Source organism: Rubrivirga halophila (assembly GCF_046845755.1).
In the GTDB taxonomy this organism is placed as follows: Bacteria; Bacteroidota; Rhodothermia; order Rhodothermales; family Rubricoccaceae; genus Rubrivirga.
In genome coordinates, this window is sequence record NZ_CP177357.1 from 983,173 (window position 1) to 1,003,266 (window position 20,094).

The window sequence follows — 20,094 nt, forward strand, 5'->3', positions numbered from 1 at the left end:
GATTGAGGCACGAGGGATCTCCCGGCCGGAGCGCTTCGATGACGTTGGGCTGGCCGCTCGAATCGACCGTGTCTTTGCCTTGCCCCCCTCATTCTGATTCCTCTTTCCTCCTTCCTCGCCTTTCATGACTGACGTGTTTTCCGGCGACCCGCTCGCGCGCGGCGCCGACCTGGTGGCCTTCGTTCTCGATGCCGACGCGGCGCCCGACGACCCGGCGCTCGCGACGGCGCTGGCAGACGCCAAGACGTGCAAGAGCGCCGCGCTCGTCGTCCGCGCCGACGGCTCGCGCACCGCCGTCGTGGTGCCCGGCGACCAGCCCGGGCTGGAGCGCTGGCGGTGGGCGGGCGCGAGCGCCGCCAAGGCGGCCGCGAGCGTCGAGGCGGGGTCCGTCGTGGTCGTCGCGCCCGAGGGCGCTGGCGCCGACGTGACGGCCGCGCTCGTCGAGGGCTTCCGCCTGGGCGCATACCGCTACGACGATTTCCGGACGGGCGACCGGCCCCCGACGGCCACGCTCGCAGTCCGCGCGAGCGACGTTCACGCCGATGCCATCCGTGCCGCCGACCTCCGCGCCGAGGCCACCAACTGGGCGCGCGACCTGGTCAACACGCCGCCCGACGCCAAGATGCCGGCGGCGCTGGCGGACCGGATCGCGGCGAAGGTCAAGGGGACCGGCCTGACGTGCCGGATCTGGGACGAGGACGAGATCGCCGAGCACCAGATGGGCGGGCTCCTGGGCGTCAACCGGGGCAGCTTGGACCCGGCGCGGTTCGTCATTCTGGAGTGGGCGCCGGAGGGGCACGCGACCGATGCGCCGGTCGTGCTCGTCGGAAAAACGGTGACGTACGACACGGGCGGGCTTTCGCTGAAGCCGACCAAGAACTCGATGGACAAGATGAAGGCCGACATGGGCGGCGGTGCGGCCGTGGCGGGCGCGATGCTCGGCGCGGCGATGCTGGGCCTGCCGGTCCGCGTGATCGCCCTGTTGCCGATGTCCGACAACCGCCCCGGCGGCCGGGCCTATGCGCCGGGCGACGTGCTGACGATGCACTCGGGCGCGACCGTCGAGGTCATGAACACCGACGCTGAGGGCCGGCTCCTGCTGGCGGACGCCCTCAGCTACGCCCGAGAGCTGTCGCCGGCGTGGGTGCTCGACGCGGCGACGCTGACCGGCGCCCAGGGCGTGGCCCTCGGCGAGCGCGTCGCCGCCGTCATCGCCCGGCCCGACGACCGCGACCTCGCCGACCGCGTCCACCAGGCCGGTGAGGCGACGGGCGACCTCGCGTGGCCGCTCCCGCTGTACCCGCACTACCGAGAGCAGCTCAAGAGCGACACGGCCGACCTCAGCAACGTCGGCGGCGCGATGGCCGGCACGATCACCGCCGCGGCCTTCCTGGAGGCGTTCACGCGGACGGACGACGAACCGGCGTACCCGTGGGTCCACGTCGACCTGGCGCGCCCCGCGTTTCTGGACGCGGCGTACGGCTACCGGCCGAAGGGCGGGACCGGCTTCGGCGTCCGCCTGGTGCTGGACCTGCTGGCGGAGGCGTAGCGTTCCCGTGTCCCTCACCACCGACCGGATGCGCCTGCTCGCCCTCGCCCTCCTCGTCGCCGCCGCCGGCTGCGCGACCGACCCCGACGCCGCCGGGACCTCGAACCCCGGCGTGACGACGCCCGCCGAGGCGCCCGTCGAGGCCGCCGCCCCCGACTCCCCGCCGGTCCCGGCCGACTCCGCGACCTCTCTCGACCGGTGAGCCGGCCCCTGCTCGCGCTCACCCTCGGCGACCCCAACGGCATCGGCCCCGAGGTCGTCCTTAAAGCCGCGCGCGGCGCGTTCGACGCCGACCTCGTCGCTGTCGGGAGTGTCGGCGTGCTCGCGGCGCAAGCGGACGCGCTCGGGCTGGGACCCGTCGTCCGCGTGGCCGACGCGGAGGAGGCGCGAGCGGTAGGGGAGGGGTTGGCCGTCCTCGACACCGGCGACGGGGCGGCCGAGCCCGGCACGATCACGGCCGAGGGCGGGCGGCTCGCGATGGAGGCCGTCGCGAGCGCGGTCGACCTCGCGCTCGCGGGCGCCGTCGACGGGGTCGTGACGGCGCCGATCTCGAAAGAGGCTATCCAACTCGCGGGCTACTTGGTGCCCGGGCACACCGAGTTTTTGCAGGAGCGGACCGGCGCCGAGTCGGTCGTGATGGTGCTGGCGGCCGACCTCACGGCGGGCCCGCTGCGCGTGGCGCTCGTCACGATCCACGTGCCCGTCGCGGCCGTCGCCCACCTCGTCACGGGCCCGCGCATCGCGAGCGTGTGCCGGACGCTGGCGGCGGGGCTGGCGGACCTGGGCGTCGACGCGCCCCGCCTCGCGGTCCTGGGCCTCAACCCGCACGCGGGCGACGGCGGCGTCATCGGGCGCGACGAGATCGAGACGATCGGTCCTGCCCTCAACACGTTGCGCGCTGAGGGCCTGGACGTGACCGGCCCGTTCCCCGCCGACGCCTTTTTCGGGCGCGGCGGCTGGCGGCACGCCGACGCCGTCGTGGCGATGTACCACGACCAGGGGCTGGCGCCGTTCAAGGCGCTCGCCCAGGGCGCCGGCGTCAACGTCACACTCGGCCTGCCCATCGTGCGGACGAGCCCGGACCACGGGACGGCGTTCGACGTCGCCGGGAAGGGCGTCGCCGACGCGTCGTCGATGGCGGCGGCGATCCGGATGGCGGCGCAGATGGCGGCCCGGCGCGCGGCTCGGTGAGGAACCGGTCAGGCCTCGCGCCCGCCGTGCCGCGCCCGACCGACGGCGCGATCTTGCCCGCATGACCGACGCCTCGCCCTACGACGCCCTCGCCGCCGGCTACGACGCCGTGATGGCGCATGTCGACTACCCCGCGTGGGCGGCGTACGTCCAGAGCTTGATCCGTCGGCATCACCCCGAGGCCGAGACGCTCGTCGAGCTCGGGTGCGGGACGGGCGCGCTGGCGGTCGCGCTCCAGCCCCAGGGCCCGCCCCCGAGCGGCTACGACTACCGCGCCTTCGACGGGTCCGAGCCGATGCTGGTCGTCGCCCGGGAGGCCGCGCGGCTGTCGGGCCGCCGCGTCGCGTTCGCGCCGCTCCGTTTTGGCGAGCCGATCCCCGGCGACCCCGCGGATGTCGTGGTGTTGGTCTACGACGGGCTCAACTACCTCTTGTCGATCGTCGAGGTCGAGGCCCTGCTGGCGTCGATCCGCGACGCGCTCGCGCCCGGCGGCATCGCGATCTTGGATCAGTCGACGCCCGCGAACTCGGTCAACCACGCCGACGGCTTCCACGACGAGGGCGAGACCGACGCGTTTTCGTACGTCCGCACGAGCAGCTACGACGAAGACACGCGGCTCCACACGACCGGCTTCGAGTTGACGCTCGCCGACGGGACGGTCGCCAGCGAGACCCACGTCCAGCGCGCCTACACGCTCGACGAGGTGGCCGAGGCCATCGAGGCGTCGGGGCTCGCGGTCGAGGCCGCGTACGACGGCTTCGGCTCCGACGCCGCCGACGAGACGGCCGACCGCGTCCACTGGGTGCTCCGGCGGGCGGGCGAGTAGACCGGCACGAAGGACGCACGCCAGCGCAAGCGCTCCTGCGTTCCGGCGCTCCCCGGTCGCGCCTACCTTCCCGCTCCCCCCCGACCCCCGCCCGTGGACCCCGTCGTCGAACGCGTTTCCGATTCCGCCCCCGCGACGCCGCGCGAGCGGCCGCTCGTCGAGCTGAAGAACGTCGCGGCGGGCTACACCGACCCGTCCGGCGCGCGCGTCGAGGTCGCCTCGGACCTCAACCTGACGCTGAACCGGGGCGAGATGGCCTACCTCATCGGGCCGACCGGCAGCGGCAAGTCGACGCTGCTCAAGCTCCTCTACATGGACGTGATGCCCGAGTACGGGCTCGTCCGCGTGGGGCCGTACCAGTCCGACACCACGAAGTCGCGCGACATCCCGCTGTTGCGCCGGATGCTGGGGATCGTGTTCCAGGACTTCCAGCTGCTCCCCGACCGGAGCGCCTACGAGAACGTGGCGTTCGCGCTGTACGCGACCGGCGTGCGGGGCAAGGAGGTGAGGGAGCGGGCGCTCCAGGCGCTGGCGCAGGTCGGCATCGGGCACCGCGCCAAGGCGCTGCCGCACGAGATGTCGGGCGGCGAGCAGCAGCGGGCCTGCATCGCGCGCGCGCTCGTCAACCACCCGCGCCTGCTGCTGGCCGACGAGCCGACGGGCAACCTCGACCCGCGTGTGGCCGACGAGATCCAGAAGCTGCTCGTCAAGGTCCACCGCCAGGGCACGGCGCTGCTGATGGCGACGCACGACTACCGGCTCGTCAAGGCCTTCCCGGCGCGGACGCTGGCGCTCGTGCGCGGGCGGCTCGTCGAGGTCGACCCCGACTCCCTCTAGCGATGGCACGGGCGGGACTCCTGGCGTCGCTGGCGCTCCTCATGGCGGGGTGCGCCCTCGAGACGCCGCCGGCCGACGATCCGCCCGCCGACCCGGCGACGCTCGGCCAGGCCTTCGATGACTGCTCGTCGAGCGACCCGGCGACGGGCCTCGCCGTGCTCGATGCCGCGCTCGCCCGCTCGCCCGGCGACGCCGACGCGCTCGTGGCGCGCGGTCTGTGCCACTGGGCCGCCTGGGCCGAGGACGAGGACACGGACGCCGCCGCCCGCGCCTACGACGACCTCACGGCCGCCATCGCCGCCATCGAGGCCGGCGCCGACGCGCAGACCCCGCTCGACGTGGTGTACAGCCACCGCGCGTTCGTGGCCCACGCCCTCGACGGCGCCTGGGTCCGCACGCTCGAAGACCTCGACCGCGCCGCCGCGCTCGACCCCGACGAGCCGCGCCACGCGCTCGACCGGGGCGTCGTCCGCTCGTACGCCGGTGACACGGCGCTCGCGCGCGCCGCCCTGCGCGAGTACCTCGCCCTGGCCGACTCCGCCGGCATCGCCGCCAGCGACGCCCGCCGCGACGTGGTGGAGGCGCTGCTCAACGACCTGGCGCCAGCCGGCGCGAAGGAGGAGTAGGCGGAACCTGCTGGCGGTCGAGTCGGAGGAGAGTCTCCTCCCAGCGGGCTGGCGGGAGTAGGTACCGCTCGCAGACCCCACCCGCCGTCATTCCCGCCTTTGTGGGAATGACGGCATTTGTACGATTCTGGCCGACACCTGCCCTTTCAGTGTGGGAGAGGGGACGCACTTGGAGGCTAGCGCCGTCTCCAATCAGTCACTTGGGATACGGGGTGTCGAGCTCCCGGCCCACGAAGGTGGCCGGCGCACCGTCCCGAGAACGTGACGGCGCCGCCGTAGGGAGCGGCCCTATCTTCGACGCCCTCACACGCCCACGCCCGACGCCGCCCCATGGAGCTCCTCTCCGTCGTTATCGACGCCATCAACAACGTGCTCCGGTACCCGCTGGTTATCGGGCTGCTCGGGACCGGCCTGTTCCTGACCATCAAGCTCGGGTTCGTCCAGTTCCGCCGCTTGGGCCACGGGTTCGCCGTCGCCACGGGCCGCTACGACGACCCCGACGAGCCCGGCGACGTGAGCCACTTCCAGGCGCTCACGACGGCCCTGAGCGCGACGGTCGGTGTCGGCAACATCGCTGGCGTCGCCCTCGCGATCCACATCGGCGGGCCCGGCGCGCTGTTCTGGATGTGGGTGACGGCCCTGCTCGGCATGGCCACCAAGTACTCCGAGGTCACGCTCGCCCAGCAGTTCCGCGACGTCCACGTCGACCAGGACGGGAAGGCCTGGGAGGGCTCCGTCTCCGGCGGCCCGATGTACTACATCGAGCGCGGGCTGGGCAAAAACTGGAAGCCCGTCGCCATGTTCTTCGCGTTCGCGCTGATGCTCACGTCGTTCATGACGGGCAACGCGGTGCAGGCCAACACGGTCGCCACCCAGGTCTTCGACTCGTTCGGCACGCCCGTCTGGATCACCGGCCTCATCACGGCCAGCATCGTCGGCGTCGTGATCCTGGGCGGGATCCAGCGCATCGGCAAGGTGACCTCGATCGTCGCCCCGATCATGGCGGCCATCTACGTGGCCGGCGCCCTCCTCATCCTGGTCCTCAACGTCGGCGACATCCCGGCCGCCTTCGGCCGCATCTTCGGCGAGGCCTTCAACCCCACCTCCGGCGTCGCCGGGACGGGCGCGGGCGTCTTCCTGCTGACGATGCTCTACGGCGTCCAGCGCGGGCTCTTCTCGAACGAGGCCGGCCAGGGGTCGGCCCCGATCGCGCACTCGGCCGCCAAGACCGACGAGCCCGTCTCCGAGGGTGCCGTGGCGCTCCTCGAGCCGTTTATCGACACCATCATCATCTGCACGATGACGGGCCTCGTCCTCATCACGACGGGCGCCTTCGAGGCGACGGCGCCGGCCTCGTTCGACCTCACGAATAGCAACATCTCGGTCGTCGAGGGCGACCGCGAGGTCGGCTACTCGACGGTCCTGGGCGCCGAGCCGCTCGCCTACAACGAGGGCGTCCCGGCGACCGCCGACGGCCCGCGCATCGGCCGGTTCAGCGTCGGCATCGACACGCTGTTCGTCGACGAGGCCCAGACGGTCCCGTTCACGGGCACGATTGACGCCGACACGCGCGCGGCGCTCGACGCCGACGGCAACGTCCTGCAGACGTTCTACGGCAACACCGTCCGCACCTCGGCGCCCCTTACCACGCTCGCGTTCGAGCGCGGGCTCGCGCCGATCGGGTGGGGCGGGCTCGGCCGCTACATCGTGCTGCTCTCGGTCGTCCTGTTCGCCATCTCGACGTCGATCTCGTGGAGCTACTACGGCGACCGCTGCGCGAACTACCTCTTCGGCACGAAGGCCATCCTGCCCTACAAGGCCGTCTTTGTGGTGATGCACTTTGTCGGCGCCGTCCTCGCGGTGACGACGATCTGGGACCTCGGCGACGTGGCGCTCTCGCTCGTGACGCTCCCCAACGTGCTCGCGCTGCTCCTGCTCTCGGGCACGCTCAAGAAGCTGACCGACAGCTACTTCGAGCGCAAGCCGTGGGTCGAGAACGAGGAGGCCCACAAAAAGGCCAAGGCCGAAGGCCGCCTCTGAGGGAGGAGGAACGGGTGACGGGCGATGAGCCCGTCGCCCGCCTGTCCCCCATCACTCCGACCCCATCCCCGCCTTGCTCACCGTCGTCGACCACCCGCTCCTCCGCCGGGCCCTCTCCACGCTCCGCACCGCGTCGACGCCGTACGGCGACTTCCGGCGGACGCTCACCGACGTGTCGTCCATCCTGGCCTACGAGGCCCTGCGGACGCTGCCCGTCGAGGAGACCCGGATCCAGACCCCGCTCGAGGAGACGGCCGGCTACCGGCTGGCCCGCGAGGTCGTGGTGATCCCCGTGCTCCGCGCCGGGCTCGGGCTCGTCGACGGGTTCGTCCGCTACGTGCCGGAGGCCCGCGTCGGCCACCTCGGGATGTACCGCGACGAGCAGAGCCACGAGCCGGTCGACTACTACTCGAACGTGCCGCCCCAGGTGCGGGACGCCCGCGTGTTCGTGGTCGACCCCATGCTGGCGACGGGCGGGAGCGCCTCGGGCGCCATCAACCACCTCAAGAGCCGGGGCGCGCGGGACATCACGTTCGTGTGCCTGGTGGCCGCGCCCGAGGGCGTGGCCCGGCTGGAGGAGTACCACCCCGACGTCCAGATCGTCACGGCCGCCCTGGACCGCGAACTGGACGAGAACGCGTTCATCCGGCCCGGCCTCGGGGACGCCGGCGACCGCATCTTTGGGACGGAATGACGCTCGCACCGTGTAGGGGACTGGGGACTGGAAACGGCGGATGGTGGGCGCGCTCCCGATCCGTGTGTGCTCGGCTCGCGCTCGCCGTCTTGCTGGCGATCGGCGCCGGCGGCGTGCAGGCGCAGGACACGGTCGCCGAGCCGAACGCGTCCGCCGCGACGACGCTCGCGCAAGACGTCGGGGCGCCCCAGCCCGACTCGTCGGCCGCCGACGCGCCCGTCCTGCTCGACGCGCCCGCCGACGCGTACGGGGAGCCGTCGGTCGTGGAGGCCGCGCCGGCGGAGGACGCCCCGCCCGACGTCGGCTGGCTCTCGATCTTGCCCGCCCTCCTCGCGATCGCGGCGGCGCTCGTCTTCCGCCAGGTCATCGTGGCGCTGTTCCTGGGCGTCTGGCTGGGCGCCTGGATCGTCACCGGCGACCCCTTGATGGGCTGGGCGACCGGCCTGTTCGCCACCATCCAGACCTACATCCTGGCGGCGCTCGCCGACGACGACCACGCGGCCATCATCCTGTTCTCGATGATGATCGGCGGGACGGTCGGGCTCATCCAGAAAAACGGCGGGACGGCGGCGATTGTCGACACCGTCACCAAGTGGGCCCGGACGGCCGGGCGCGGCCAGTTCGCCACGGCCCTGCTCGGCGTGCTCGTCTTTTTCGACGACTACGCCAACACCCTGATCGTCGGCGGAACCATGCGGCCCATCACCGACCGCTTGCGCATCAGCCGGGAGAAGCTGGCGTACCTCGTCGACTCGACGGCAGCGCCCGTCGCCTGCCTTGCCTTTGTGACGACCTGGATCGGCTACGAGGTCGGGCTCATCGGCGACGCCGTCGACAAGCTGCCGGGCTACAACGAGGCGGCGTACTCGGTCTTCCTCGGGTCCATCCCATACTCGTTCTACCCCATCCTGGCCCTCTTCTTCGTGTTCACGATCGCGCTCACCAAGCGCGACTTCGGGCCGATGCTCAAGGCCGAGCGCCGCGCCCGCCAGACCGGCCAGCTGTTCCGCCCGGGCTCGTCGGCCGAGGCCGCCGAGGCCGAGAACGAGCTGCTGGAGCCACCCCCGGAGGCCCCCAAGCGGCTGATCAATGCGCTCCTGCCCATCGCCGTGCTCGTGGTCGGCGTCCTCGTCGGGCTGTGGATCACCGGGCGCGCGGCGGTCCTGGAGGGCGGCGGCGAGATGACCATCAAGAACGTGATCGGCGAGGCCAACTCGTACACGGCCATGATGTGGGCGTCGCTGGCGTCGGTCGTCGTGGCCGTCGCGCTGTCCGTCGGGCAGGGGATCTTGTCGCTGGAGCAGGCCATGGAGGCGTGGTTCGCGGGGATGCGCTCGATGCTGCTGGCGATCATCATCCTGATCCTGGCGTGGTCGCTCTCGAACGTCAACGACGCGCTCGGCACCTCGCAGTGGCTCATCGACCGGCTGTCGGGCACGCTGTCGCCCGGCATCGTCCCGGCGCTGGTGTTCCTGCTGGCCGCCGCGACCGCCTTCGCGACGGGCTCGTCGTGGGGCACGATGGGGATCCTGATGCCGCTCGTCATCCCGCTCGCGTGGGGCGTGCTCGCCGCCGACGGCCTGCACACGACGGGCGACTACACGCACATCATCTACTCGACCGTCAGCGCTGTGCTCGCGGGCTCGGTCTGGGGCGACCACTGCTCGCCGATCTCCGACACGACGATCCTGTCGTCGCTGGCGTCGCAGTGCGACCACATCGACCACGTCCGGACCCAGCTCCCGTACGCGATGACGGTCGGTGTCGTGGCCCTCCTGCTCGGCACGCTGCCGACGGGCTACAACGTGCCGTGGTGGGTGATGATGCCGATCTGCGCGGCCGTGCTGTTCGCCGTGGTCCGCTTCGTCGGCGAGCCCGTTGACGACCCCGAGGCAGTCGCGGAGGCGCCCGAAGGGACGCTCGTTGGGTAGGGACACCCCGCCGGCGCGTCCCTTAGGCGGTGCCGAGCCCTGTCACAGGACGGCAGAGGGATTTCCCAGGCCTGCAACGCCTCTGGGTAGGCCTGCAACGGCATTTCCAAGGCCTGCAGGGGCCGTTTCCAGGCTCGCGCGAGCCGTTTTGAGGGACGCAGTGACCCCGATTAGGGATTTGCCCCCACTTTGCGTGCCGTCGGTGCTTGCGGCCGGTGCCCGCGAGCCGCTCCGGAGGCGCGTCGGGGGCGGTCGCGCGTGGGAAGTCCGGGAGCGCCAGCCTCCTGTCCGGTCGCCGGCGGCAGGATCGGGGCTGCGCCGTCGGGCGGAACCGGCCGCCGGCCGTCGCCGTCGCCCAGCGGTGACCCCGCTCTACCTCGACAACCACTTGCTCGTCGTCTCGAAGCCGCCCGGGATGCTGGCGCAGGGCGACATCACCGGCGACACCGACGTGGTGACGTGGGCGAAGGCGTTCCTCAAGGAGCGCTTCGACAAGCCCGGCAACGTCTTCGTCGGGCTCGTCCACCGGCTCGACCGGCCGACCTCGGGCGTGCTCGCGCTGGCGCGGACCTCGAAGGCGGCGGGGCGGCTCAGCGAGCAGTTCCGCCAGCGGGCTCCCGAGAAGCGCTACCTCGCCGTCGTGGCGGGCCGGCTGCCCGACGCGGGCGAGGCCGTCGACGGGCTCGACGACTCGGGTACGAGCGTCCGGATCGTGCCCGCGGGCCGGGGCAAGCGGGCCATGCTCCGCTGGCGGACGCTCGCACGCGCAGGCGGACGCGCGCTCGTTGAGGTGACGCTGGAGACGGGCCGCAAGCACCAGATCCGCGCCCAGCTCGCGGCCCGCGGCGCGCCGATCCTGGGCGACCTCCGGTACGGGGAGGGCCCGCCGTTTGCCGACGGCCGCGGCATCGCGCTCCACGCGTGGTCGCTGGCGCTCGACCACCCGACGCGGCGCGAGCGGATGACGTTCGCGGCGCCGCCGCCGGACGCCTGGCGCGGCCTGTTCGACCGCGAGATCGCCCGGCTCGTCGCGAGCGCCCCTGCGATGCCGCAAGCGGGATAGCGGGCCAGGGGGAGGCCTCTGTTTCTGGTCTCCCCTCCCAGACGGGAGGGGCCGGGGGAGGGTGATCGGCTGGCGCCAGCTTGTGGGCTCGACGCCGCGAAGGCGACGGCGCTGCGGGGAGCACCGCCAGCCGGTAGGCGTGCGCTCGGTTCGCCCTCACCCTCTCCCTCCTCCAGAGGGAGAGGGGACGCACGGGGCAAGTGGCGGCATGTCCCGGACCTCTTCAATGACCTCGATTCGGCTTGCGCTCGCAAGCTGGTGCCACCACCTTCCGTCCCCCGTCCCCCGTCCCCCGTCCCCCGTCCCCCGTCCCCCGTCCCCCGTCCCCCGTCCCCCGTCCCCCGTCATGTCCCGACCCACGCTCGACGCCATCGAGGCCCGCGTCGCGGGCGCCCTCGCCGAAAAGGCGCTCGCCACGCCCGACCACTACCCGCTGACGACGAACGCCTTGGTCGCCGCGTGCAACCAGAAGTCGTCGCGCGAGCCGGTGACGGACTACTCGGAGCGCGAGGTGAAGGACGCCGCCGAGCGGCTGATGCGGCGCGGGCTTGCGGGGACCACGGCCGGGGCCGGCCACCGGGTCGCCAAGTTCCGGCACACCCTCGACCGCTCGCTCGACCTGTCGAAGCGCGAGCTGGCGGCGCTGTGCGTGTTGCTGCTGCGCGGGCCCCAGACGCCCGGCGAGATCCGCACGCGGACGGCCCGGCTCGCCGACTTTGCGAGCGTGTCGGACGCCGAGGAGGCGCTCTGGATGCTGGGCGACCGCGACGACCCGCTCGTGGTGAAGCTCCCGCGCGAGCCGGGTCAGGCCGCCGACCGCTACGCGCACACGCTGTCGGGCGACGTGGAGCCGGCGCCGCTAGCAGAGGACAGGAACGACGACGAGCATACCGTCCCCGTCGCGGGCGGGCCGACGCTGGCGGAGCGGGTCGCCGAATTGGAGGCGGAGGTCGAGGGGCTGCGGGCCGAGATGGAGGCGTTCCGGGCGCAGTTCGAGTAGGGGAGAGGCTCCCCGCCGAGGCCCTTTGGAGAGGGGGCGGACGGCGGCGTCAGCGGGTCCGTCCGGATCGGCGCAAGAGACTGTCCCACAGGGATGTTCGTGTGACAGACAGGTGGCACCGGCGTGTCGCATCTTGGGCCACATTGACCTGAGATCCCATGCTTCCGATCGGACCGACCAACATCGAACTCGCCGACGCGCTCGACCAGATGGGCGAGGTGCTCGTGCGCCAGGGCGAGCCGAACCCGTACCGCATCCAGGCCTACCTCCAGGCGGCCGCCATGGTGCGCGACCTCGACGAGCCCGTGGCCCGGCTCTACGGCGAGGGCGGGCGCGACGCGCTGACCGAGCTGCCCGGCATCGGGGTGAGCCTGGCCCACCACCTCGCGCAGTACATCGAGACGGGCCGGATCGGCCTGCGCGACCGGCTCCTCCGAACGAGCGACCCGGCGGCCCTGCTGGCGACCGTCCCCGGCGTCAGCGACCGGCTCGCGCAGCGGCTCGTCGACGAGCTCGGCATCGAGTCGCTGGCGGACCTCGAGCGCGCGGCGCACGACGGGCGGCTGATGTCGCTCGACGGCGTCGGGCCCCGGCGGACCGAGGCGATCCGGCTCCAGCTCAACTCGATCTTGAACCGCTCGGCGCGTCGCCGCGCCCGTCGCCTGCGCCGCCAGGTGGCGCAGCTGGCGGCCGTCCAGCGCCGGGCCGAGATCGCCAGCGAGCACGCGGCCGAGGCGGTCGCCGAGGCGTCCGAGCCCGCCGCCCCGGTCGCCGAGGAGCGCCCGGTCGCGACGATCTACTCGCTCTTCCCGCCCGCGGCGGCGTAGCGGGGGACGACGGACCGGGGACCGCGGACGGCGCGGCCCACCTCGGCAGGAGCGCCGGAGTGGGCCGTTGCCGGGCGGCGTCACTCCGTGATCGAGAACGACGCGTCTCCGTCGCGGTGGGATCGGCTGACCATCTGGGGCGGAGGTGTGCTCTTGCGGTCTGTGGTCCGCCGTCTGCGGTCCCCGCCTCTCACGCGCCTCTCCGCTCCGCGAAGTCCAAAAACCGGTGCGCAAGCGTGCGCGCGAGGTCGGGCGTGTTGCCCCACGCGCGGTTGTTGCCGATGACGTTGAGGACGACGCCGGCCTCGGCAGCCTGGTGCATCAGCGCCGTCGTCTCGTCGATCATCCGGCGCGCGGCGGCCGTGTCGCTCAGTCCGGCGGCCGGGCCGTCGAAGGGGTACGCCAGCCGCCACGAGGTCGCGTAGTCCATGTCGCGCGGCTGGACGAGCCGGACGATGGCCTCGCCGGACGCCGACGTGAACCGCTTGCCGGCGAGCGCCCATTGGTCGATCAGCGGCGGGAGCCACTGCCACTGCGAAAAGCAGAACCCGAGGTCGCGGTTTGCCAGCCACTCGAGGTAGGCGGGCGAGAGCTGGTGCGCCGAGCGGACCTCGAGGTGGTACGGCGCCTCCGGGACCTCGGAGATGAACCGGTCCCACTCGGCCACGAACGCGTCGGGCGGCGGGCTCTCGGCCGCCCGCTCGTACGACTGCTCCAGGAGGACCCCCGCCAGCTTAACGCCCAGCTTGTTCTGGGCGGGAATCAGAAACCGGGACGTAAACGCCTCCGCATCCAAAAAGTCCGGGTTCTCGACGTACTGGAACCGGCCGTCGACCTTGCGGCGGAGCTTGCGGGCGAGAAACTGTTGGGGCGCCTTGAGCACAAACCGGGCGTTCGCCGGCGAGGCGTCGGCGTAGTGCTCGAGCGTGAACAGGTTCGACGACGGCTTGCCGGTCGCCTCCAAGAGGGGCCGGTAAAACGTGAAGTCGATCTCCAGCACCCCGAAGTGCTGGAAGTAGTCTTCGACGGACGCGACGGGCAGGAGGCGCTCCTCGAAGGGCTGGCCGCCGACGTTCTTTTTGCGGGTCGTCACCTCGCCGGCCCACACGTCGCGGGGGTAGACCTGGTCGATCCACGCCGCATAGCGGTCGGAGGCCGACCCGAAGCGGAGCACGGGGTGGATGCGGCGGAGGTCGAAGCGGTCGGCCTCGGCGCGGCGGTCGGCGACGGGGCGGGGCGTCACGGGGCGTCGGCCCCGTCGGGCCGGGGTGCGGACACGTCAGGGAGGATGGGATCGTCGGGCTCGGCGGGTGGCGTCTCGCCCGCGAGCAGGGAGCGCACGGCGCCGCCGGCCACGAACAGGCCGAGCGTCAGCACGCCGTAGTAGGCGACGGCCCGCCACGCGAGCAGGGCCGGGCCGCCGTAGCCCGAGGGCAGGAGCGGCGCGAGATACAGCATGTAGAGCGCCTCGATACCGCCCGACCCGCCCGGCGTCGGCATCGCGAGCCCCGCCAGCCACAGCCCGGCCGTCCGCATCACGAACAGGACGTGCCGGAACTCGCGCCAGAAGCTGAGGGCGACCAGGAAGACGATCCCGTAGCGGCCGGTCCAGTACAAGATCGTGTAGCCGGCGCCCTGGAGGTAGAACGACAGCGGCTGCCCCCGGAGCACGGTCGCCTGCTGGCGGAGCTTGCGGGTCTCCCGGCGGACGGTGTCCTCGAAGCGCCGGAGCCATCGGAACTGCACGATCCGGTTGGCGACGCGCTCCAGCACGTCCGGGCGGAACAGTGTCGCGTACGCGAAGAAGCCGATGTAGATCAGCATCCCGCCGAGGTAGGCGGCGACCGTCCCGATGCCCGCGGCGCCGAGCGCCGTTGGGAAGACGGGGATCCAGATGGCTGAGACGTACAGCGTCACGATCAGGATCGCGAACCACAGCTGGTCCATCAGCATCGTGAACAGCATGACGGCCGTGATCTGGCCGTACGCGACGCCGTTCTCCTTGGCGATAAAAAAGGCCGCGAACGGCGCCCCGCCCATCGCCGACGGCGTGACGGCGCTCATAAAGTCCCACGTGAGCTGGGCCCGCAAGCCGCCGACCGCCGTCAACGTGCCCCGGCTGACGTGGCGCAGGCGCAGGCCGCCGGCCGTGATCTGCAGCATCAGCGCCCCGATGGCGAGCGCGAAAATGTCGGGCCGGAACGTGCTCCGGACCGTCGCGAACGCGCCGGGCTCGTACGTCAGCCACAGGATGACGCCGACGGCGCCCAGGCTGAGGGCGACCGGCACCAGCAGGTCCCGCTTGCGGAGCCGCCGCGCGGGTGGGGCCGGGGCCGACGGAGAGGGGAGGGGAGCCGGGACGTCCATGCGCTCGCGAAGATAGACGGCCGCTACCCGGCGCCCCGCACCGGGGGTGCGCGCGTCGGCGAATCGCCGGTGGATCCGTTGCGCGGGGCGCCGGGGAGACGAAGAGAGTGCGAGAACCCGGCCCGCCGGGGCGCGCCAGACGGCCCGCGCAGGGCGTCGGATCCGATCCGGCCGGGCGGCATCGGAGGGGCGCGGCGCTCGGTCGCCACCCGGTTGTCCGCGACGCGCGGGGGCCGGTATCTTGGCGGTCCCTCTGCGGGCGACGACGCCCGGCCTCGGCCTCCCTCACCCGACCCTTCGTGGAAGCCTTTCTCTTTTTCGTGTTCGCCGTGTTCGCGGTGGCCGGCGCCGTCGGCATGCTCGTCTCGCGGAGCCCCGTCGCCAGCGCCCTGTGGATGGTGACGACGATGCTCGCCATCGCGTGCCTCTACCTGTCGCTCAACGCCGCCTTTATCGGCATCGTGCAGGTGCTGGTCTACGCCGGGGCCATCATGGTCCTGTTCCTGTTCGTCATCATGCTCCTCAACCTGGAGCAGACGCCCCGGCTGAGCGCGGTCACGTGGCCCCGGGCCGCCGCCTTCGTCGGCGCCGTCGGCGTGCTGGCGCTCTTGCTGACGGCCGTCGCCGGACAGGTCGACCTGCTCCCGGACCCGACCGCCACCGAGGTAGCCGTGGTCGACCCGGCCGGCCCGGCCGTCGTCGTCGGCCCCGACGGCGAGGCCGTGGTTGTCGAGCCCGGCGAGGCCGCGCTCGTGCCTCTCGACCCGACGTCGGTCGAGAACCTGGGCATCGCGCTGCTGACGCGGCACGCGTTCACCCTCGAGATCATCGGGGCCCTGCTGCTGGCGGCCACCATCGGCGCCGTCCTCCTCGCCAAAAAGCGCTTCGTGTAGAGGTTGTCGGCCGCGAGCCCCCGGGGCCCTGCCGAACACCGATCCCCGACAACCGACACCCGAATGGACCTCACCTGGTACCTCTCGCTGAGCGCCGTGCTCTTCACCATCGGCGTGCTCGGCGTGCTGCTCCGGCGCAACGTGATCGTCGTGTTCCTGAGCATCGAGCTGATGCTGAACGCGGTCAACCTGACGCTCGTCGCCTTCAGCCAGGCCTTCGGCGACGTCGACGGCCAGATCCTGGTCTTCTTTGTGATGAGCGTGGCCGCCGCCGAGGCCGCCGTCGGGCTCGCGATCGTGATCGCCATGTTCCGCAACAAGCTCACCGTCAACATCGACGAGCTGCGCCTTTTCCGCGGCTGACGCCGCCCCTGATTCGTGATCCGTGGGGCGTGACGACCGCGCCCATCACGCATCACCCATCACGCATCACCCCCAATGGAACTCCTCGTCCGGCTCATCCTGCTCCCGCCGCTGCTCGTGGCCGCGTTCAACGGGATGATGGGCCTGTTCGCCCCGGCCTACCGCCAGCGCGAGATGCTCATCGGCGTGCTGGGCACGCTGGCCGTCGCCGTTCCCTTCGCCGTCACGATCGTCCTGTTCCTGGGGTATGAGAGCGCCGAGGTGGCCCGGTACTTCACCTGGATGGCCGCCGGCGACTTGCGCGTCGACTTCGCGTACCGCATCGACGAGCTGTCGCTGCTGATGACGCTGATCGTGACGGGCGTGGGCTCGCTGATCCACATCTACTCGATCGGCTACATGCACGGGGACTCGGGGTACTGGCGGTTTTTCGCCTATCTCAACCTGTTCATCTTCGCGATGCTCAACCTGGTGCTGGCCGACAACCTGCCGGTGCTGTTCCTCGGGTGGGAGGGCGTCGGGCTGTGCAGCTACCTCCTCATCGGGTTCTGGTACACCGACCTCAAGAACACCGCCGCCGCCAACAAGGCCTTTATCGTCAACCGCGTCGGCGACTTCGCCTTCCTGCTGGCGATGTTCCTCATCTACCAGACGGTGACCGGGGCGCCGGGCTTTGTCGGCCCCTTCGGGCTCGACTTCGCGACCATCCTCAGCCCCGACACGCTCGCGCTGTTCGGCGCGCCCGCTCTCTTCGGGTGGTCGATCGGCACCTGGGTGGTCCTCTTCCTCTTTATCGGCGCGACGGGCAAGAGCGCCCAGATCCCGCTCTTCGTCTGGCTCCCGGACGCCATGGCCGGCCCGACGCCGGTCTCGGCGCTGATCCACGCCGCGACGATGGTGACCTCGGGGCTGTACCTGCTGGCCCGCCTTTCCAGCATGGTGATCGCCGTGCCCGGCGTCATGGCCGTCATCGCCATCGTGGGCGCCCTGACCGCCATCATGGCGGCGACCGTCGCGATCACGCAGAACGACATCAAAAAGGTGCTGGCTTACTCGACGGTCAGCCAGCTCGGCTACATGTTCTTGGCCGTCGGCGTGGGCGCGTGGTGGGTCGCCATCTTCCACGTGATGACGCACGCCTTCTTCAAGGCCTGCCTCTTTCTCGGGTCAGGCTCCGTCATCCACGCGATGCACCACGTCGAGCACGACCTGGAGCACAGGGGGGTGATCCCCAAGCGCCACGGGCACCCCGACACGCCGCACGACTCGGAGGCGTCGCAGAACACGCTGCGCCACAACCCGCTCCCGTACGACGGGCCGTTCGACGCCCAGGACATGCGCACGATGGGCGGGCTCAAGAAGTACATGCCGTCGACGCGCATGACCTTCCTGATCGCGACGCTCGCCATCGCCGGCCTGCCGGGCCTGTCGGGCTTCTTCTCCAAGGACGAGATCCTCTTTAAGGCCTTCGAGTACGGCTACGACGGCCACCTGGTGGGCTACCTCGTGTGGATCGTCGGCCTGGTGACGGCGCTGCTGACGGCGGTCTACATGACGCGTGCCTACCTGCTCACGTTCGAGGGCGAGCCGCGCTGGCCCGCGGCCCTCGACGTCGAGGCGCACGAGAGCCCGTGGACCATGACGGTCCCGCTCTGGGTGCTCGCCGGCCTGTCCGTCGTGGGCGGCTGGATCGGGCTGCCGCCCGTGATGGCGAAGGCGCTCGGCGACGAGGGCGTGCTCTACAAGGTGGGCGGCTGGCTCCACCACTGGCTCGGCGCCGACTACGGCGGCCCGGTCGCCGAGCTCCACCACGAGATCCTTCCCCCGACCGGCTACGCCTGGGGCCTGCTCGCGCTCGGCGCGGCCATCGCCATCGGCGGCGTCGCCTTCGCGTGGCTCGGGCTCCGGTTCGGCAAGCGCGGGCCCGAGGCCGACCGCAAGGTCCGCAAGGGCATGGGCTGGGTCTATGCCGGCGCCAGCCGCGTCTGGTGGTGGGACGCCGTCTACAACGCGACGGTCGTCCGCGCGACGGTCGAGGGCGCCCGCAAGGTGTTCGCCCCGTTCGACAAGAACGTCGTCGACGGCGGCGTGATGGGGCTGGCGCACGGCGTCCGCACCGTCGCGAGCCGCCTGCGCACGGTCCAGACCGGCGCCGTCCAGACGTACGCGCTGGCCATCGTGATCGGCGTCGTCGGCGTCGTCGCCCTCATCCTGTTCGTCTAAAGCCCGCTCTGACGCCCCTCCGGCTCACACTCAATGGCTGACATTCCCGGGCTGCTCTCGCTCGTCATCTTCCTGCCCGCGCTCGGCGCGCTCGCGCTGCTGCTCGCGCCGTCGGTCAACGCCGTCCGGTGGGCCGCGCTGGCGACGACCGTCGTCACGTTCGTGGTCTCGATCGGGCTCTGGCTCGGGTTCGACGCGTCCGTCTCGACCGCGCTCGCGCCCCAGCTCGCGACGCGGCTGCCGTGGTTCGGCGCCGTCGACATCACCTACTTCGTGGGCGTCGACGGGCTCAACCTGCTGCTGATCCTGCTGACGACGCTGCTCGGGCCCATCGTCGTGCTGTCGTCGTGGACCTACATCGGCAAGGCGCACAAGGGCTACTACGCCTTGCTGCTGCTCTTGGAGACCGGCGTGCTCGGCGTGTTCGCCGCCTTCGACGTCTTCCTCTTCTACGTCTTCTTCGAGCTGACGCTGATCCCGATGGTGTTCATCATCGGCATCTGGGGCGGGGAGGACCGCGTGTTCGCCGCCGTCAAGTTTGTTCTCTACACGCTCGTCGGCTCGCTGCTGATGCTGGTCGGCGTGCTGTGGCTCGGGTTCGCGGCCGGCGACGCCGTCAACGGCGGCGTGTTCACGACCGACTGGTACAAGCTCGCCAGCTTCGGCGTCCCGATCGGGACCCAGATGTGGCTGTTCGCCCTGTTCGGGCTGGCGTTCGCCATCAAGGTGCCGCTCTTCCCGCTCCACACCTGGCTGCCCGACGCGCACACCCAGGCGCCGACCGGCGGCTCGGTCGTCCTCGCGGGCGTGCTGCTGAAGATGGGGACGTACGGCCTGCTCCGGTTCGTCGTCCCGTTCTTCCCGAACGCGAGCGCCGAGCTCGCGATGCCGGTTGCCATTCTGGCCGTCGTCGGGATCGTCTACGGGGCGCTGGTCGCCTTCGCGCAGACCGACGTCAAAAAGTTGGTCGCCTACTCGTCCGTGTCCCACCTCGGGTTCGTCGTGCTCGGGCTGTTCGCCTTCGACGTCGTCGCGCTCCAGGGCTCGCTGATCCAGATGGTCAACCACGGCATCTCGACCGGGGCGCTGTTCCTCATCATCGGGATGCTCTACGAGCGGCGCCACACGCGCGCGATGGCCGACTACGGCGGGATCGCCAAGTCCGTCCCGATCCTGACGTTCGCGATGCTGTTCAGCGTGTTCGCGTCGGCGGGCCTGCCCGGCCTCAACGGGTTCGTAGGCGAGTTCATGATCCTGATCGGCTCGTGGAACTCCCCGACCGTCGGCAACCCGCTCCTGATCGCCGTCGCCACGACGGGCGTCATCTTCGCGGCCGTCTACCTCTTGTGGATGGTCTACCGGACCTTCTTCGGCGAGATCACCGACGAGGCGAACGCGACGATGAAGGACCTCAACGGGAGGGAGATCGGGCTCCTCGTGCCGCTCCTGGGCCTGATGCTGCTCTTGGGCTTCTGGCCCGCGCCGTTCCTGGAGAAGTCCGAGCGCGCCGTCCAGTCGCTGCTCGACACGTCGATCGCCAAGGCCGCCGCCGTCGAGGCCGCCGACGGCGAGGTCGTCGTCGTGCCCGTCTCGTGGCCTGCCGAGGTCGCGACCGTCCCCACCCCCGCGCCTGTGGCGGACCCGGCCAACTAAGCTCACCCTCA

Annotated in this window: 18 protein-coding genes; 16 read left to right on the plus strand and 2 right to left on the minus strand. The window is 71.5% G+C overall.

Annotated elements, in window-relative coordinates; genetic code table 11:
- Positions 1 to 124: 124 nt before the first annotated feature.
- The 12 genes from ACLIRP_RS04145 to ACLIRP_RS04200 all read left to right on the plus strand — a co-directional run bounded on the left by ACLIRP_RS04145 (position 125) and on the right by ACLIRP_RS04200 (position 12,584).
- Positions 125 to 1,549, plus strand: coding sequence for a leucyl aminopeptidase family protein (locus ACLIRP_RS04145; protein ID WP_412062696.1), 1,425 nt, complete (start codon positions 125 to 127; stop codon positions 1,547 to 1,549).
- Between the two features lie 7 nt (positions 1,550 to 1,556).
- On the plus strand, positions 1,557 to 1,751 hold the full coding sequence (locus tag ACLIRP_RS04150; RefSeq protein ID WP_412062697.1) for a hypothetical protein: 195 nt from the start codon (positions 1,557 to 1,559) through the stop codon (positions 1,749 to 1,751).
- Positions 1,748 to 2,740 (plus strand): 4-hydroxythreonine-4-phosphate dehydrogenase PdxA, encoded by a 993-nt coding sequence (gene pdxA, locus ACLIRP_RS04155; RefSeq protein WP_412062698.1) that lies wholly within the window; start codon positions 1,748 to 1,750, stop codon positions 2,738 to 2,740. The genes ACLIRP_RS04150 and pdxA overlap by 4 nt, the downstream gene beginning before the upstream one ends.
- A gap of 61 nt (positions 2,741 to 2,801) precedes the next feature.
- Positions 2,802 to 3,566, plus strand: coding sequence for a class I SAM-dependent DNA methyltransferase (locus tag ACLIRP_RS04160; RefSeq protein ID WP_412062699.1), 765 nt, complete (start codon positions 2,802 to 2,804; stop codon positions 3,564 to 3,566).
- Positions 3,567 to 3,659: 93 nt separating this feature from the next.
- Positions 3,660 to 4,403, plus strand: a complete 744-nt coding sequence (locus ACLIRP_RS04165; protein ID WP_412062700.1) for a cell division ATP-binding protein FtsE — start codon at positions 3,660 to 3,662, stop codon at positions 4,401 to 4,403.
- A gap of 2 nt (positions 4,404 to 4,405) precedes the next feature.
- Complete coding sequence (locus tag ACLIRP_RS04170; protein ID WP_412062701.1) at positions 4,406 to 5,029, plus strand: hypothetical protein; 624 nt, start codon at positions 4,406 to 4,408, stop codon at positions 5,027 to 5,029.
- A gap of 330 nt (positions 5,030 to 5,359) precedes the next feature.
- Positions 5,360 to 7,069 (plus strand): alanine/glycine:cation symporter family protein, encoded by a 1,710-nt coding sequence (locus tag ACLIRP_RS04175; RefSeq protein WP_412062702.1) that lies wholly within the window; start codon positions 5,360 to 5,362, stop codon positions 7,067 to 7,069.
- Positions 7,070 to 7,142: 73 nt separating this feature from the next.
- Positions 7,143 to 7,763 (plus strand): uracil phosphoribosyltransferase, encoded by a 621-nt coding sequence (gene upp / locus ACLIRP_RS04180; protein WP_412062703.1) that lies wholly within the window; start codon positions 7,143 to 7,145, stop codon positions 7,761 to 7,763.
- A 62-nt stretch (positions 7,764 to 7,825) separates the two neighbouring features.
- Entirely contained in the window at positions 7,826 to 9,694 is a 1,869-nt protein-coding gene (locus ACLIRP_RS04185; RefSeq protein ID WP_412062704.1) for a Na+/H+ antiporter NhaC family protein, read from the plus strand.
- Between the two features lie 361 nt (positions 9,695 to 10,055).
- A complete protein-coding gene (locus ACLIRP_RS04190) occupies positions 10,056 to 10,757 on the plus strand; it encodes an RluA family pseudouridine synthase (protein WP_412062705.1) in 702 nt (233 codons plus the stop codon).
- 346 nt (positions 10,758 to 11,103) lie between these two features.
- The gene (locus tag ACLIRP_RS04195) at positions 11,104 to 11,757 is read left to right on the plus strand and encodes a YceH family protein (RefSeq protein ID WP_412062706.1); all 654 of its coding nucleotides are present in this window, start codon (positions 11,104 to 11,106) and stop codon (positions 11,755 to 11,757) included.
- 158 nt (positions 11,758 to 11,915) lie between these two features.
- Positions 11,916 to 12,584 (plus strand): helix-hairpin-helix domain-containing protein, encoded by a 669-nt coding sequence (locus ACLIRP_RS04200; RefSeq protein ID WP_412062707.1) that lies wholly within the window; start codon positions 11,916 to 11,918, stop codon positions 12,582 to 12,584.
- A 190-nt stretch (positions 12,585 to 12,774) separates the two neighbouring features.
- Here the strand turns inward: ACLIRP_RS04200 and ACLIRP_RS04205 are convergent, their stop codons facing one another.
- Together ACLIRP_RS04205 and ACLIRP_RS04210 are read right to left on the minus strand one after the other, a co-directional pair.
- Positions 12,775 to 13,827: a DUF72 domain-containing protein gene (locus ACLIRP_RS04205; protein WP_412062708.1), complete on the minus strand. Its 1,053-nt coding sequence runs from the start codon at positions 13,825 to 13,827 to the stop codon at positions 12,775 to 12,777.
- Positions 13,824 to 14,951, minus strand: a complete 1,128-nt coding sequence (locus ACLIRP_RS04210) for a lysylphosphatidylglycerol synthase transmembrane domain-containing protein (protein ID WP_412062709.1) — start codon at positions 14,949 to 14,951, stop codon at positions 13,824 to 13,826. Before ACLIRP_RS04210 ends, ACLIRP_RS04205 begins: the two co-directional genes overlap by 4 nt.
- Positions 14,952 to 15,250: 299 nt before the next feature.
- Here ACLIRP_RS04210 and ACLIRP_RS04215 point away from each other — a divergent pair, with 299 nt between their 5' ends.
- From ACLIRP_RS04215 to ACLIRP_RS04230, 4 genes are all read left to right on the plus strand, one after another.
- Positions 15,251 to 15,844, plus strand: a complete 594-nt coding sequence (locus tag ACLIRP_RS04215) for an NADH-quinone oxidoreductase subunit J (protein ID WP_412062710.1) — start codon at positions 15,251 to 15,253, stop codon at positions 15,842 to 15,844.
- A gap of 63 nt (positions 15,845 to 15,907) precedes the next feature.
- Positions 15,908 to 16,207, plus strand: coding sequence for an NADH-quinone oxidoreductase subunit NuoK (nuoK, locus tag ACLIRP_RS04220; RefSeq protein ID WP_412062711.1), 300 nt, complete (start codon positions 15,908 to 15,910; stop codon positions 16,205 to 16,207).
- Positions 16,208 to 16,282: 75 nt separating this feature from the next.
- Positions 16,283 to 18,430 (plus strand): NADH-quinone oxidoreductase subunit L, encoded by a 2,148-nt coding sequence (locus tag ACLIRP_RS04225; protein ID WP_412062712.1) that lies wholly within the window; start codon positions 16,283 to 16,285, stop codon positions 18,428 to 18,430.
- A 33-nt stretch (positions 18,431 to 18,463) separates the two neighbouring features.
- Positions 18,464 to 20,083: a complex I subunit 4 family protein gene (locus tag ACLIRP_RS04230; protein ID WP_412062713.1), complete on the plus strand. Its 1,620-nt coding sequence runs from the start codon at positions 18,464 to 18,466 to the stop codon at positions 20,081 to 20,083.
- Positions 20,084 to 20,094 lie beyond the last annotated feature (11 nt).

What these genes read in the sequence shown, in the direction of transcription:
- ACLIRP_RS04170 (WP_412062701.1), top strand. Translation starts at nt 4,406, where the DNA reads ATGGCACGGGCGGGACTCCTGGCGTCGCTGGCGCTCCTCATGGCGGGG.
- ACLIRP_RS04225 (WP_412062712.1), top strand. Translation starts at nt 16,283, where the DNA reads ATGGAACTCCTCGTCCGGCTCATCCTGCTCCCGCCGCTGCTCGTGGCC.
- ACLIRP_RS04195 (WP_412062706.1), top strand. Translation starts at nt 11,104, where the DNA reads ATGTCCCGACCCACGCTCGACGCCATCGAGGCCCGCGTCGCGGGCGCC.
- nuoK (WP_412062711.1), top strand. Translation starts at nt 15,908, where the DNA reads ATGGACCTCACCTGGTACCTCTCGCTGAGCGCCGTGCTCTTCACCATC.
- ACLIRP_RS04230 (WP_412062713.1), top strand. Translation starts at nt 18,464, where the DNA reads ATGGCTGACATTCCCGGGCTGCTCTCGCTCGTCATCTTCCTGCCCGCG.
- ACLIRP_RS04145 (WP_412062696.1), top strand. Translation starts at nt 125, where the DNA reads ATGACTGACGTGTTTTCCGGCGACCCGCTCGCGCGCGGCGCCGACCTG.
- ACLIRP_RS04175 (WP_412062702.1), top strand. Translation starts at nt 5,360, where the DNA reads ATGGAGCTCCTCTCCGTCGTTATCGACGCCATCAACAACGTGCTCCGG.
- ACLIRP_RS04210 (WP_412062709.1), bottom strand. Translation starts at nt 14,951, where the DNA reads ATGGACGTCCCGGCTCCCCTCCCCTCTCCGTCGGCCCCGGCCCCACCC.
- ACLIRP_RS04160 (WP_412062699.1), top strand. Translation starts at nt 2,802, where the DNA reads ATGACCGACGCCTCGCCCTACGACGCCCTCGCCGCCGGCTACGACGCC.
- ACLIRP_RS04200 (WP_412062707.1), top strand. Translation starts at nt 11,916, where the DNA reads ATGCTTCCGATCGGACCGACCAACATCGAACTCGCCGACGCGCTCGAC.